The sequence below is a fragment of the Kocuria sp. CPCC 205235 genome, from assembly GCF_040980905.1.
In the GTDB taxonomy this organism is placed as follows: Bacteria; Actinomycetota; Actinomycetes; order Actinomycetales; family Micrococcaceae; genus Kocuria; species Kocuria carniphila.
The window spans coordinates 1-13,759 of sequence record NZ_JAVKPR010000010.1; the positions used below are offsets into that span (position 1 = coordinate 1).

Sequence of the window (13,759 nt, forward strand, 5' to 3'; positions counted from 1 at the left end):
CCGGACGGTTCGAAAGAACCACTCACTAATGAGAACCGCCGGACCCCACACACCGTTTAACGGACAGACCCGTGGATCGAGGCTAAGGCACGGGTTGTGCGACGCCTTGGTTGCAAGACTGGAGCCAGTGAGAGGAATGCGTGCCCTGGTGCCAGCTTAAAATGCTTGACCTCGTAGCAGTGTCAGGAGATCCTGACAGCGTCAGGGTTTCATGACACCTCGGAGGTTGACGTGCTCGAGCACAAGGGACAGCAGGGCGTGACGGCCCCGCACGCGGCGTGGGAGCTGGGGGCCGCCTTGGCCGATCATTCCGTGCCGGTGGACGACCGTGACGGGGTGGCGGTGGCCCAGTTCCTGTGCATGGCCGCGGATGCGTGGGCGGCCGCGAAGACCGAGGAGAGCGCAGACCGCGCATTGGAGCGGGTGAGGTTCCTGCGCCTGCTCGAACGCGGGGCCAGCGTGGCGCTGCCTGATGCCGTGGGGGACGCCCGGGGGAGCGGGGCCTCGTGGGCTGGGGTGGGGTGGGCGTTGAACACCTCCCGGCAGAGTGCCTATGAACGATTCTCCGACTGACACTGCATTTGCTGGAGTCGCAGACAGGCGAGACCGAGTCTTAGGAGCTTTCGGCGCGTTGGCACGTCTCGCAGTCCAAGTGTTATGAAGCATTCCAGTTGTGAGACACAACCACGCTGCGGCGGCGATGGCCGCTGCGGTGGGTGAGGCGCACGACCATGGAAAAATTCTCTAAAACTCCATCCCCACCCCTACACCGCCGCCTCGGAACTTAGCTTGGTGATCCCGGAACGGGGCGATCCACCAGGCATCCACTTGACGCAGGTGAATGCGTAGCGCTGGAACTTCGTAACTTGTTAGACCAGGTGGGTGCACGGTTGCTGGCGACAAAGAAAGTAGATCGGGTGTCGCTGCTTGGTCGCCCGGGGAGATCGCCGCAATGAGATCATTAGCCCTTTCGGGGGGCAAGCCGATCTTTCTCTTGGCGTGATGTCTTCCAAGTGGGTGCCATTTCCTTCTTGACTTCTTCTGCGAACGCGTCACGCGTCTGGAAAAGAAACTTCCTTGTCGAGACAGGTATGCCCACATACACGGTGAAGCCGCAGACCACGACGATACGTTGGAGTCTTTCATCAGATTCTGCGGCTTCAACAACCGACTGAAGATGGGGATCGATCGAGCCAGAGGTGTGCATTCGCACAGAGTATCAACAGCAATCCTGTTCCTCCGGCATGCAGGTCCCTATTCGTGAGAATTCGATGCTACGACGCCTCCCGCGCCAGTCGCCGCTGGTCTGGTCTTGAGCCTCTGCAGGACACCGGAGTCCGGTGCTCTCCTGGTGCTCCATGGGAAAGGTGCCCGGCACAGTGGGTCGCGGACTTATGACAGCATTCACTTCGCCATGTTCCTCAAGGTTGTGGAACGGCCGGCCCGGCATCACTCCGTGCGGTGGGGACTGGCCAGGTCGGCAAGGTATAGATAGACCATGGTTGCCGCTCAGGAAACGTCCCTTCAGCGCATTCTCGAAGGCGAGAAGCAGTACATGGTTCCGCTCTACCAGCGGCCCTACCAATGGAGCAGGCGACAGTGGTCCGTGCTGTGGCAGGACATCGCTCAGTTGGCCGAGGATCGAAAAGACCAGCTGGGAACCACGCACTTCATCGGGTCTCTCGTGTTGGCCCCGTATCCCGGCAATGTGGCCGGGGGCGTGACGAAACACCTGGTCGTCGATGGTCAGCAGCGGTTGACCACGCTGACGATTCTGTTGGCTGCCATCCACGACCACATCCTGTTAATGGACCCGGACGACCGACGTGGGGCGAACCGGATCATGCACCAGTTCCTCGTCAACCAGTACGCCGACGATCCACACCGCATCAAGCTGGTTCCCACCCAGGCCGACCGGCAGTCCTACATCGACGTCATCGACGGAGTGCCTGGCGCCGATGGGGAGGACGCTGTCGGGGAGGCCTATCGTTTCTTCCGCGCTGCGCTGTTGGGCGAGGATGTCGACATTCCCGCGGTGGAGAACGCCGTGACGAGTGGCTTGTCGCTCGTCTCGATCAGCACCTCGGAGTCCGACAACGTGCACCGCATCTTCGAGTCCCTCAACAACACGGGTCTGAAGCTGTCGCAGGGTGACCTGCTGCGCAACCACATCTTCATGCGGCTCCCCACCCTGGGTGAGGAGGTCTATCGCTCCACGTGGAAACCCCTCCAGGACCTGCTGACTCGTGAGGAAATGGACGCCCTGTTCTGGTTGGACGTCGTGCAGCGCAATCCGAAAATCACCATCGGTGACACATACCAGGAGCAGAGGAAGCGCTTCGAACAGTTCGCCTCCGAGGAGGAGATCGCGAGGGAGGTGACCCGTCTGCTTGGGCTGGCGCGTCTGTACCGGTTGATCAACCACCCTAATGAGGAAAGGTCCGCAGCGGTCAGAGCTCGTCTTCAGCGACTCATGGACTGGGGCTCAGCCACCGCAGCGCCGCTACTGTTGCACCTGCTGACGAAGCGCGCCGATGGCCATTTCGACGACGAGACCTTGGCCGAGGCCCTGCTGGTGATCGAGTCCATGCTGGTCCGTCGGGTTCTAATCGGGCGCCCCTCGGCCGGTCTGAACCGATTGTTCGCTCAGGCAGTGGCCGAGATCCCCGGCACCGCCGATGTGGTCGATGAGGTGCGGGACTACTTTTCCCGGGGCCAGCGGTACTTCGCGTCCGACAAAGAAATCACTCAAGCCGTACACGACATGCCGTTCTACCGGCAGGGCCGCGCCAACCAGCGAAAGCTCATTCTGCTGTGGCTCGAGGAGCTCTACGGTAGCCGTGAACCGGTGGATCCTGCGAAGCTGACCATCGAACATGTGCTTCCCCAGACCCTGTCGGGCAGATGGCGCCAGGTCCTGGAGGCCACAGCCGACGATGCAGCCGTCGATGAGCTTCACCAAGGCCTCGTGCACACTCTCGGCAATCTGACACTCAGCGGTTACAACTCCAACATGAGTAATCGTTTGTTTGAGGATAAGAGAGCCGAACTGGGCCGAAGCGGACTACGTATGAACCAGTTCATTTCCGCGAAGCAGGAGTGGGGACCGGAGCAGATCCACGCTCGTGCCGATGAAATGGCGGAGATGATCTGTACGGCGTGGCCTGGTCCAAACCCCAGTGTTCGGAATGAGGGGCCGGATGATCTGTGGTCGCGGCTCGACCGGATGTTGGCAGAGATTCCAGCAGGGCGGTGGACTACCTACGGGGATCTCGCGAAGGCATTGGGAACAGCGGCGCAGCCCATCGGGAACAGATTGCGCGATTTCCCGGTCCCACACCCCCATCGTGTGCTGACCTCGGACGCTCGCCCCGCGGCGAACTTCAAGTGGTCCACCGATGGGCAGATTGACGAGCCGGCAGAATTACTCCAGCGGGAAGGCGTCATTTTCAACAGTTTGGGACGCGCCAACGTCGACCAACGCTTGTTCCCCGCAGACCTAATCTTGCTCGTGTCGGAACCCGAAGACGAAATAGCCTCGGACACGGAGCCCACGCATGCGTCCTAACAAATGATTTCTAGGCCAATTCAATCGAACCCAAGGCATTTCGGTGACTGTGAGTACATCGACTAACGCATCAGAAAGCACGCACGAGGCCCAGCTTTCGAACTCTGCACACAAATGGGTACCAACTCTTGAAAACCAAGTGCCCGAGGCAGATGCTGCGCGTCTGCGCAGACTTCACGCCGCTGCTAATGAGAACCCCAGGGACGTGGTAGCTCGCCACGACCTGGATTTGCTATGCGCGCAACTGGTGCGCCGAGGGTATACCCTCAAGGCCATCGGGACACTCTTGGGAGTAACTGGTGAAGCTATTCGCCGCCGAGCGATTCGTGTTCCTAATACAGAACTAGTGGGTATAGAAGTGGAGGTGAGCAAGAAAAAACCTTTGCCGCCCGCACAGCCGGTGCAGCCGAGACCTTCCCTGACGGACTCTGAAGTCGTGCGCCTGCAAGAATTGCAGCCATTGGCCCGACAGAAGCGTGGAAGGACAACTGCTGGATCGGACGTGGCAGTTGCTGCCGATGAGTACAACCAAATTTTGCTCATGGCGCATGAGCGCGGGGCGACGGCTTACACGATGGCTAAACAGCTCGGATATACCACGGCCGCAGTGAAATTCCGCCTTGACCGGCTTTTAGGCACACTGCCGCCGTCTATGCAACCATCCGGAAGGCTAGATCCGTTGGCTGGGCTTGACGACGAGCTCCTAACTTTGATGGAACTGGCCGACCTCGCGGAGATTTTGCCCGGACGCGGACCGAATAATCCCGAGCGACTTGAAGCATCACGCCAGTTCAATCAATTGCTTGCCCAACTCGACAGTCGAGAAATACCGCTTAACTCGATCGCACGCGTGTTGGGGCGTACTCGGGCGGGACTCGCATATCGGTTGGAACAATATCGACGAGGTACTCCGGCCGAAGGTTCCGTCGAACGAGACGAGTCCGCATCTGACCTGGAAAGCAATGAATCGGCCACATCAGGGTCGACAGCATCTCAGCCATTTAAAAAGTTGATCGATACAGCAGATGACGCGAACGAGGCAGATGTATCAGTCCTTAGTCGTGCTGGCTGGCTCACAGACTTTACCCCGGAAAAAACGCCAGCCGCTCCGTCCGAGCCCGTCCCTGGGGCCTGGATTGATCCGCAGGCGCGCGATGAGGCCACGGCTCGCCATCACGACGCAGTCCGACGCCTGCGAGCTGCTGCCCAAAACGCAGGCCACAAAACCACAGTGTGGGACCTCGGCCAGGACGTGGCATTCCTTGCCAGTAATGTGCTCGTGAATGTGGAGGTAAAAACTGTAGGTGATGAAATGTCACAACAGCTCCGACTGGGTGTGGGACAGCTGCTCGAACAACTTGAGCACCATAGGGAGCACATGGCAGAACAAGCCACTTGGTACGTGGATGCCGAGGTGGATTCTCTTGCTGGTGTCCTGGTTCTAGTAGGCCCCACCGAAATTCCTTCGGTATGGAGGCGCTTGGCGCAAAGAGCCAAGTTTGCCATTTGGACTTTAGAAACCGCAGAGCAAGAATTTAGCCGTCAATCACCATCCGTCCCCGCTTCATAAGGCCCTGCGCCCGTCTTTGATGTCGTTAAGTGGTGGATTCCTTGAGGACTTCGGTGCTGGTTCTGGTCCAAACGAAGGGGTGGCAGCGGTCGTTCCAGCCTGCGCCGAAGACTCAGATCCGCTAGTTGAGCTCTGGCGCCGAGGCGACGCTGGCCCGACGCAGGGCTTGGCGTTCGATGTTGCGGAACCAGATTTCTACAAGGTTCAGCTATGACACCGTGGTGGGCGTGAAGTGTACCCAGAACCTAGAGATCTCGGCTGGCCTGCCCTGGACCTCAAGAGTCCTATGGACTGCGTTGTTGTCCAACATGATGCCACCCAATGCGGATCAACCTTCAGTCCTCGGCCGACCGCTAAAAATTGGGGCAGGTAGCAACGGCGGGAACAGTGAAGCGATCAGTCCTCACAATAGGCCGTCAATCATCCATTGGTGTTTCATCGTAGCCATGCAGGTGTGCTCAACCACGCGAGGGAAGGCGAGCAAAAGCAGAAAATGTTTTGAGGCAAGCGGAAATTTAAACGCTTATTCAGCGCATGTCATCGGGCGCTAGTGGTTTTTCTTTTATCTCTCTGAGACTCGTTGTACTCAAGGGTTATTTTTTCAACATCTAGACCATCCCGTAGAGCTTTCTTAGCAACCTCATACGCACGGGCACTAAGCCCCTGATACACAATATTGCCATTTTTTGTTTTGCGACAAAAATAAGCGACGTCATCTTCTTTAATATCCAAGTAATCAATCAAGGCGTAACCCTGCTGCTGGGTCAATCCGAGTTTTTTCCCAAATTCCGAGAGCTTTCCTCCATACTCTTCAAATGGATCCATTGATCGATACGCAAGAGCTTCTTCATCTCGCTTGGCTTTTCGAACTGGGATTGCTTCTGCGGACTTACCAACCCGTAAAATCACCTCTTGCGCATCCGATTCGGGAGAGACGGGAGCAACGTTCAGCGTTGCCAAACCAGGAAGAATCTTTGACCATTCGACCCCTTTGCGAAGCTCTTTCTCAGCCCTGTTTACCTCTGCTTCCGTGGGCGGGTCCGTCCTTCCGGTAGCAGCACCATCCAAGCTCAAAAGCGGTCGCAGTCGAGCGCGCGCCTCCGGACCCCTACGTTTTCCAGGAGCTAGGTATGCGGTAACTATGGCAAGCTCTTCCTCCACAAGTGTCCGTAGATCTTGAGGGGGCTCCGTACTTACTGGGATGGCCCGCCCTGGCAACAGGTCAGTTAGTGTTTCACTAAATTCATCCTTAAGAAGGCGCCGAAAAAGTGTAATGGCGGACCTCATGTGAACCCATAGCAGCTCCTCGCTCATGGTGATTGAGTCATGAGTGGCGCAATCCCGATCCTGCTTTAGGGCCGACAGGAGGGCTCGCTCATCATTCGTTATCACTTGCAAGTCGTCGCGGGCGATACCAATGCATCGGCCCAGGGAGTGCGTTAGCTCATCCCCTTTATCACGGACGGTACCCCGCTTTTGGTATATGACACTCTTGAGAAGCATTTCGAAGGCATGGCCTAAGAGCATCGGAACCGCATGGTCCCGCGCTATGGGAGAAGGACGGTTAAAAATTTCGATAGCCAAAGTCAATGATTCCACCGCGCTGTCTCGATACAGCGTCGCCTGCCGTCTCATTCGCATGAGATCAGTATGCATTCACATGCAGACAGTCGCAGACTCACCCCACGCCCAACTTTGGACCCCTTCGAGTAGTGGATCACCAGCGATGCAGTCCGTCGCTCAACCCATGGGTTGCGAGACGTCTCGTCCGGAAAATTTGCGCCCGCATGTTTCCGCGGTTCGGCCTGTCTCGTAGCTATGTGCTTTATCCATACCCCTAGAATCAGATACTCAACGTCGGTTGCGAGACAGATGGGGTGGACATGGGGAAGCTGATCGGCTATGCCCGAGTGTCGACGCGGCAGCAGGACGCAGACCGTCAAGTGTCTGACCTCCTGGGTGCCGGTGTGCGGCGCGATGACATCTATGTCGACAGTGGAGTGTCTGGAGGGCGTGCTTCGCGTCCGCAGTTTGACCGGGCGGTCGCTGCGCTCGAGTCGGGGGACACTCTGGTGATCACCACGCTGGACCGGCTGGGCCGCTCGACGCAGAACATGCTGGCCTTCGCCGAGGCACTGCGGGCGAGGGGAGCGGGGCTGAGGGTGCTCAACCTGGGTGGGGGAGACGTGGACACGGCCACCCCGATGGGGTCGATGGTGTTCACGGTGATGGCGGCCTTGGCCCAGATGGAGTTGGAGATCAAGCGGGAGCGGATCACCGACTCGGTGGCCAAGCGCCGGGCCGCCGGCCAGGACCTCGGCGGGCGCCGCCCGACCTTCACCGACTCCCAGATCCGCAACGCCCTCCGACTGATTGACGGTGGGGAGCCGGCTACCCAGGTCGCCCGCGACCTCGGGATGTCGAGGGCTACCCTCTACCGGCGGATCCGGGAGCTGCCGCCAGCGACGAGCATCTGAGGCCGTCGTTATCTGTGGACATCGTGATGCGTATGACGCACCTGAGCGGGCTTTTCACCGGGCGGGGTAATCGGGCATGACAACGCCTCGCGGTTGCTTACTGAGCGAACAGGCGTGCAGTGACTCGGATGGGGTCCGGCTTACGTACGGCGGATCAGGTGTCGAGGAAGTCCCACTCGCTACCCAGCACCCACCGCAGCGCGCTCATCTTCCCGTTCAGCACCCCGATTTCGAAGTCCGTGTACGGCCCGAGTTGCCCGGGCTCGGTATAGGTAGCCTCGACCCTTGCACGGCCGGGGCCGGCGACGGCCTGGTTGCGCTCGAGCTCCTCCGCGTCCCCTTCCCGTTCGGCGCGGTAGTCGGCCTGCAAGGACCGGTGGTACCAGATACGGTCGAACATCTCCTTCTCCGCGGCGACGATGTCGTCCAGCCGACGGGGCTCTTCTTGGAAGTCAGTCTCCTCGAAAAGCTCCTCGATCTCCTCACCGAAGTAGTCGCGCAGGACCACGTCGAGGCCGTCCACCCCAAGGGCGTATCGGCTACCGGTTCCGTCGAACGCATCCGCAATGTCGTCATGCGGCTCCCGCTTATCGCCATTCGCCCGAGAGAAGTCGGTGTGGTTGGTGGTGACGAAGGCGTGCGGGTGCTCCGCGAGGTCCGCTCCCTGTGTGGCGATCTGGTAAAGCTCGAATATGACGGCGTCAGCGACACTGTTCTTCCCGCTGTGGAAGGGCGCAGCTTTTCTCAACCCCCGCTCGACGACGCGCTTTATCTCGGCCTCTGATTGCTCGACGATCTGACCGGCGACGAGGAGCTCACGGATATCCCGGAAGTTCCGGGTCGTCATCGCGCCGACGAGCGGGAGGTGCCGGCCGAGGTTTTCGATGACCTCCACGGCATGAGCATCGTCGTCGCTGCCGTAGGTCACGAGGTCATGGCGGATCTGCTTGAACCGGCCCGCGATGCTGGACGTCATCGCCGCCTGCACGCGGGCTTCGTTGCGGTCGAACTCCTCAATGACCACGGGCGGAACCAGCAGCTTCACCTCTCCCTGACAAATGAGTACCCGCAGAGCGACGATCCAGCGCTGCCCATCTCGACGTTGCGCAAGGTCGAGACATGTAGAGGTGTCGATGAGGAGGTGCAGCACGAGATCAGCCTACGGGGAGCGTTGCCTCCGCGGGTGATGCTCGGCACGCCCGAGCCCCGTCCTGAGAACCAAGGCGGTGCATCGCTACAGCCTCTGCACCATCTATCTAGTACTCGGCGAGGTCGGCATGGGGTCCTCGCCGCTCGGCAGCGTGGAACCGAATCGGGGCGGCGCGAGGGAAGGTCTTCTTCGACCGTCTGAAGGGTGGTGTCAGTCGTGAGGGTTGTTGGGGTGTCCGAAAGTATGTGCTGTCGCGGAGTGCGACGTGGCCTGCGGGGTCTGCTTGGTTCGACGGAGCAGGGCCAGGCGGACGATAGACACCAGGACGATCACCAGCGCGAGGCTGAAAAAAATCATGTCCAGCGCATTCCACCCATCGTCCAGGCGCCACAGGGACGAGGCGGCAATCCAGGTGCCCATGAAGACACCGAACCAATTCTCCCCGCGCGTCCCGTGGCGTGGTCCCCGCCGCTGGTACTCCTCCAGGCCGGCAGGGGGCCCGAAGATGGACAGGGTCCGGCCGGCTTTGTGAGAAGCCCGGATCTGATAGAGCCCCAGCCCCACCCCGAACAAGCCCAGCGTGGCCGCGAAAAGCGCCATCAACGCCGTTCCTGGATTGCTGGTGGTTCCCAGGCTCACGACCCCAATCAGGACGCACAGCCCCATCGCGATCGTGAAGAAGTAGTTCCGCATCTTCCCCCATCTGGTGGTACGTCTTGTGCTCGAGAGCTGCGATGACAGTTCGCGGCACATCGTGGAGCTCCGGATGTCCGGAGTACGAGTCCCTAAGAAGTGGTTTCAATAGTCTTTCCGGGGCAGACGCCGTGCGCAGATGACAGTGATGGCCAGGGTCGCCACAGCGGTGATGGTGGTAGCACTGCGGTCGTAGCGGATGGCCAGGCGACGGAAGGCCAGCAACCAGGAGATGGTGCGTTCCACCACCCAGCGGTGCCGGCCCAGGCGTTCGCTGGAGTCCACCCCGATGCGGGCGATGCGGGCGGTGATCCCGCGCCGGCGCAGGTAGCGGCGGACTCGTCGGTTGTCGTATGCCTTGTCCGCGTGCAGCTTGACCGGTCGGCGCCGTGGACGGCCGCGGCCTCGGCCCTTGACCGGGCTCAAACCGTCCAGGATCGGCTCCACGAGCATGGAGTCGTGGCGGTTGGCTCCGGTGATCGCCACCGCCAGCGGCAACCCGTCGGCAGTGACCAGCAGGTGGTACTTCGTGCCGAGTTTGCCGCGATCCGTGGGATTGGGGCCGGTCAGTTCACCCCCCTTTTCGCCCGGACACTCACCGAATCCAAAGACGCCCTCGACCAGTCCAGCGCCCCGTCCTGGCCGAGCTGGTCCAGGACGGTGTGGTGGAGCTTCTCCCACACCCCGGCCTCCTGCCAGGCCCGCAGTCGGCGCCAGCAGGTGATCCCTGAGCCGAAGCCCAGCTCGGTGGGGAGTTTCTTCCATGCGATGCCGTTCTCGGCCACGAACAGGATGCCTTCCAGCGCGGCCCGGTCATCAACCCGAGGCCGCCCGGTGCGCCCGTTCTTCGCCGGCGGGGGTGGCGGGATCAAGGGTTCCAGCAGCTCCCACAGCTGGTCGCTGACCAGTCGTCCGAACGTTCTCTGACTCGCCATGGCAGTCATGATCACCGGCCTGGTCGACCCCACTCAACGCCTCAGCCGTAACTATTGAAACCACTTCTAAGTGTCCTCGGCCCCTTCGGTGCGTGGAGTGCTCTTTGCCCGGTGTCGCCACCAGTCGATGGCGACGGCGACCACGGCTAGACCCGCAGCCCCGGCCCATAGCCATCTCGTCACTGGGTCGTCAGCGCGCACGGCGAGAACGACCCAGATGGCCACGGGTGGAGCCCACAACGCGTATCGGAGATTCGCGGACCTGGGCCGATTCCTTGTCCTTGAGGAGTCCCGCTGAGCCTTGGCGATGAAGTGCAGATAGAGAATCGCCGGTAGCCCGCCGATCAAGTACACGGCGCAGACAACGAAGGCCTGCGTCTCCGTGAGGTCGAACCACCCGGTGGCGAACCCGAGCACCGCGGCACAGACAGCGCAGACGAGCAGCGACGTGGCCTCCATGCGTCGATAGTTCATGGGCCCCTCCCTGCCTGTCTGCCACGGTACCGGGGTGGTTCGCATTCGAGAATGAACACTTGTGGGGACCTACCGAGAGCCTTGAAGAGCGGAGATCCACAGGCCCAGAGACTGATGGAGACTTGGTGGACTCCGCGACGAGCCGCATTGCGGTAGGGGTTGCCTCCCGCGCATCGGGGGCCGATCTGACCTGGAACGGGGTGGGGCTGAGGGTGGGAGCACTCTTCCTGCAAAAGTATGGACAACTCGAGGGGCCTGATATTTCTACCTTGCGGTAAGAATGGAGGATGTCCTCAGATTCTCTGGAGGGCGACGAAAGGACGTCGTGGAAGTACTCGAGATGGTTGTCACCGGCCTGATGTTCGTGTTCGTGCTGACCATCATCTTCAAGAGCTGGGCCAGACCTACTGCTCCACGGGCCGGGCACAGCCGGGACCCTGAGGTGGCGGTGGATCGCCCCATCGAGGGAGCCCGGGTGATGATCTGGGGCCCGACCCTGTTCGTAGCAATTTTTGCTGTGTTTGTGGCGACTCGCATGGCTTATGAGAATGTCCAAGAGTTCCCCGACTTTCTAGCCTATGGTCTGTTGCTGGCTGCCGGCATTGAGCTGGTCCTCTATCTGTGTGTCACGCGTGTTTTCGTCGGCCCGGTTCTGGAGACGTTCATTCAGCGTTCGGAGGGCACCTACAACGAGGAGCTGGAGGCCTTCTATGTCCGGGAGTATCAAAGGTTCTCGCGTATTCCCCTGGTTTTAGCCGGCGTTTTCGCACCGGCTGGTGTGCTCCTGCTGCTGTGGGCAGTCATCGCATAAGAACACCAGCCCTGGCCTAGCTGTAGTTCCCCGTGAGGTTGTGAACGCGGACTGAGGGGACGTTGCCGCTGATGCCGGTGTGGGGTCGGTGGTGATTGTAGTGGTGGAGCCAGTCCTGATAGGTGGCCGCGCGGGATTCCTCGGAGTCGTATGCGCTGGCGTAGGCCCATTCGGCGACCAGGGTGCGGTTGAAGCGCTCCACCTTGCCGTTGGTCTGCGGCCGGTAGGGGCGGGTTCTCTTGTGCTCGATCTGCCCCAGGGCCGCGGCGAAGGTGCGCGACCGGTAGCAGGACCCGTTGTCGGTCATCACCGCGATGATGGTGATCCCGGCCGTGGCGAAGAAACCCTGGGCCCTCCCCAGGAAGCCGGCAGCGGTCTCCTTTCGCTCATCGTCGAGGATCTCGGAATAGACCAACCGGGAGTGATCATCGATGGCGTGATGCAGATAGCGATAGCCGCGTGAGCCGCGGGCCCCGGCGCGTGCGGCGCGGTCGCGCACCACACCGGCCTGCCGGTCCGGTGCCGATCCGCGCCCGTGCACCCGCCATCCTCCGCCGGCGGGGATGCGTCCGAGCTTCTTGATGTCCAGGTGCACCAGTTCCCCGGGCCGGGACTTTTCGTAGCGCACGGGAGTGGACCGGCGCACCGGCAAACCGGTGGCCCGGTCCACCTGGGTCAGCAGCGGCATCCGGTACCGGGCCAGCACCCGCCCGACCGTTGAACGCGGCAGACCCAGGTGGTAGCCGATCCGGTGCAGGCCCCACCGGCGGGTGACGCGCAGCGCGATGATCCGCCGCTCGGTGCGTGCTGCCAGGCGCCGCGGGCACCTGCGGGGTCGACTGGACCGGTCGGTCAGTGGCTCACCGGCCCGGTACCGGCCGGCCCATTTCGAGGCTGTGGCCGGTGAGACCTGGAACCGCTCGGCGGCCCGGCGGATGGACCAGCCCTGATCGATGATGAGCACCGCCAGACGTAGCCGGCCCACCGGCGTCAAAGGAGCGTTAGCGTGGGACACGAAGACCTCCGTGTTCAGGACAGTGAGTGTGGTGACCCACATCCTGCACGGAGGTCTTCGCCTACCTCAGCCGTTCACAACGTGTCGGGGAACTACACCTAGCGGGCGCGCGAGGGCGTGACGTCGTAAACGACGTCGGTACGGGGCCGCCCACTCCGCGAGGGGGCATCACCTGACCACACCAACCCCGGTAAAGGGTGCACTAGGGGTTCGGCTTCGGGCGGAGCCTGATGAGGGTCCCCTTTTGTGCGCCGAGACTGCCGCCCACATTGGGCGGTAGCGTCGCGAACGTGGACGTGGATGCTGGTGCCGTTGGGTGCGACATTCGACCCGCCGGCGGACTCTCGATCCCCACGGTTGGTCAGCTCATCAGGCGCGCCTTGCCGACAAGTGCGGTGGCGGTGATCAGCTTTCCGGCGCTGGCGTGGTTCCTGCCCGATGCTGCGCCGGAGCTGCTGTGGTTCCTGGCTACCTTGGCCGTCTTCGGGTTGCTGATGCTCGTCCACTACTTCGCTCAGGCCCCACGTCCTCGTTTCAACAAGAAGGTCAGCAGGGTGCGATGGCAGGGGGCGCTGTCCTCGGCACCGAAGTTCAGGATCGTGCCGTCGGATCCCGACGTCCGGACCGCTGCGGGCCTGGCCGCCTGCGCCATCGTCGAGGGGCTTGTGGTGATGGTGGCTGTCCTGCTGGGCATGTTCCTCGGTGAGCTCGTCCGGCCGGAGTTTCCGTGGGTGTTGGCCTCTTGTGGGGCGTTGGGGGTCGCGATCGGTTCCGCCTTCCGGATCCGGCGCGCCTGGTGCTATCTGCACGTGCTGCACGCTGGGTCGCGGTCCGATTGACTACTGGACCTGTCACGTCGCGGTTGGGGTTGACCATCGTGTCCCTCGGGTACGGGACGTTCGTTCCGGTTCCTGTCTCTGCGTGGCCCCGTGGGGCGGGGCGGGACTGTTCTCTGGGCCCGGACAACCGCGGCCCCGGGCGGTGCGCGCTGTCGTGGGGCCTCCGGGCAGTGGCGGATTGACGCCCGGAACCGCGTCCTGACGGGGGTCAGGAGCAAGAGCGCGAG

Annotated in this window: 13 protein-coding genes; 6 read left to right on the top strand and 7 right to left on the bottom strand. The window is 61.5% G+C overall.

What is annotated here, in order from left to right; genetic code table 11:
• The first annotated feature begins 231 nt into the window (after window positions 1-231).
• The gene (locus RF638_RS08565; RefSeq protein ID WP_368841778.1) at window positions 232-573 is read left to right on the top strand and encodes a hypothetical protein; all 342 of its coding nucleotides are present in this window, start codon (window positions 232-234) and stop codon (window positions 571-573) included.
• 388 nt (window positions 574-961) lie between these two features.
• Here the strand turns inward: RF638_RS08565 and RF638_RS08570 are convergent, their stop codons facing one another.
• Window positions 962-1,207, bottom strand: coding sequence for a hypothetical protein (locus RF638_RS08570; protein WP_368841779.1), 246 nt, complete (start codon window positions 1,205-1,207; stop codon window positions 962-964).
• 291 nt (window positions 1,208-1,498) lie between these two features.
• Between RF638_RS08570 and RF638_RS08575 the strand changes: the two genes are divergently transcribed.
• Window positions 1,499-3,568 (top strand): DUF262 domain-containing protein, encoded by a 2,070-nt coding sequence (locus RF638_RS08575; protein WP_368841780.1) that lies wholly within the window; start codon window positions 1,499-1,501, stop codon window positions 3,566-3,568.
• A gap of 364 nt (window positions 3,569-3,932) precedes the next feature.
• A complete protein-coding gene (locus RF638_RS08580) occupies window positions 3,933-5,138 on the top strand; it encodes a hypothetical protein (protein WP_368841782.1) in 1,206 nt (401 codons plus the stop codon).
• Window positions 5,139-5,675: 537 nt separating this feature from the next.
• On the opposite strand, the gene RF638_RS08585 is transcribed toward RF638_RS08580, so the two are convergent.
• The gene (locus RF638_RS08585; protein ID WP_368841783.1) at window positions 5,676-6,779 is read right to left on the bottom strand and encodes a DUF3644 domain-containing protein; all 1,104 of its coding nucleotides are present in this window, start codon (window positions 6,777-6,779) and stop codon (window positions 5,676-5,678) included.
• Window positions 6,780-7,021: 242 nt separating this feature from the next.
• Here RF638_RS08585 and RF638_RS08590 point away from each other — a divergent pair, with 242 nt between their 5' ends.
• Window positions 7,022-7,615 (top strand): recombinase family protein, encoded by a 594-nt coding sequence (locus RF638_RS08590; RefSeq protein WP_109222935.1) that lies wholly within the window; start codon window positions 7,022-7,024, stop codon window positions 7,613-7,615.
• 154 nt (window positions 7,616-7,769) lie between these two features.
• On the opposite strand, the gene RF638_RS08595 is transcribed toward RF638_RS08590, so the two are convergent.
• The 4 genes from RF638_RS08595 to RF638_RS08610 all read right to left on the bottom strand — a co-directional run bounded on the left by RF638_RS08595 (window position 7,770) and on the right by RF638_RS08610 (window position 10,867).
• A complete protein-coding gene (locus tag RF638_RS08595; RefSeq protein ID WP_109149411.1) occupies window positions 7,770-8,765 on the bottom strand; it encodes a PIN domain-containing protein in 996 nt (331 codons plus the stop codon).
• 210 nt (window positions 8,766-8,975) lie between these two features.
• Window positions 8,976-9,404 carry a hypothetical protein gene (locus RF638_RS08600; protein ID WP_129701456.1) on the bottom strand — a complete coding sequence of 143 codons (429 nt, stop codon included), beginning with the start codon at window positions 9,402-9,404 and terminating at the stop codon, window positions 8,976-8,978.
• 159 nt (window positions 9,405-9,563) lie between these two features.
• A protein-coding gene (locus tag RF638_RS08605) for an IS5 family transposase (protein WP_109149409.1) occupies window positions 9,564-10,393 on the bottom strand; the annotation gives its coding sequence in 2 pieces (ribosomal slippage) (window positions 9,564-10,042 and window positions 10,042-10,393; 831 coding nt in all).
• Between the two features lie 66 nt (window positions 10,394-10,459).
• Window positions 10,460-10,867 carry a hypothetical protein gene (locus tag RF638_RS08610; protein WP_129701458.1) on the bottom strand — a complete coding sequence of 136 codons (408 nt, stop codon included), beginning with the start codon at window positions 10,865-10,867 and terminating at the stop codon, window positions 10,460-10,462.
• A 325-nt stretch (window positions 10,868-11,192) separates the two neighbouring features.
• Between RF638_RS08610 and RF638_RS08615 the strand changes: the two genes are divergently transcribed.
• Window positions 11,193-11,678 (top strand): hypothetical protein, encoded by a 486-nt coding sequence (locus RF638_RS08615; protein ID WP_109149407.1) that lies wholly within the window; start codon window positions 11,193-11,195, stop codon window positions 11,676-11,678.
• A gap of 16 nt (window positions 11,679-11,694) precedes the next feature.
• On the opposite strand, the gene RF638_RS08620 is transcribed toward RF638_RS08615, so the two are convergent.
• Complete coding sequence (locus tag RF638_RS08620; RefSeq protein ID WP_109149413.1) at window positions 11,695-12,693, bottom strand: IS481 family transposase; 999 nt, start codon at window positions 12,691-12,693, stop codon at window positions 11,695-11,697.
• Window positions 12,694-12,983: 290 nt separating this feature from the next.
• On the opposite strand from RF638_RS08620, the gene RF638_RS08625 reads away from it, so the two are divergent.
• On the top strand, window positions 12,984-13,532 hold the full coding sequence (locus RF638_RS08625) for a hypothetical protein (protein ID WP_129701460.1): 549 nt from the start codon (window positions 12,984-12,986) through the stop codon (window positions 13,530-13,532).
• The last annotated feature ends 227 nt before the right edge of the window (window positions 13,533-13,759 follow it).

Coding starts and splice junctions, on each gene's coding strand:
- RF638_RS08570 (WP_368841779.1), bottom strand. CDS start 1,207: ATGCACACCTCTGGCTCGATCGATCCCCATCTTCAGTCGGTTGTTGAA.
- RF638_RS08575 (WP_368841780.1), top strand. CDS start 1,499: ATGGTTGCCGCTCAGGAAACGTCCCTTCAGCGCATTCTCGAAGGCGAG.
- RF638_RS08585 (WP_368841783.1), bottom strand. CDS start 6,779: ATGCGAATGAGACGGCAGGCGACGCTGTATCGAGACAGCGCGGTGGAA.
- RF638_RS08590 (WP_109222935.1), top strand. CDS start 7,022: ATGGGGAAGCTGATCGGCTATGCCCGAGTGTCGACGCGGCAGCAGGAC.
- RF638_RS08610 (WP_129701458.1), bottom strand. CDS start 10,867: ATGAACTATCGACGCATGGAGGCCACGTCGCTGCTCGTCTGCGCTGTC.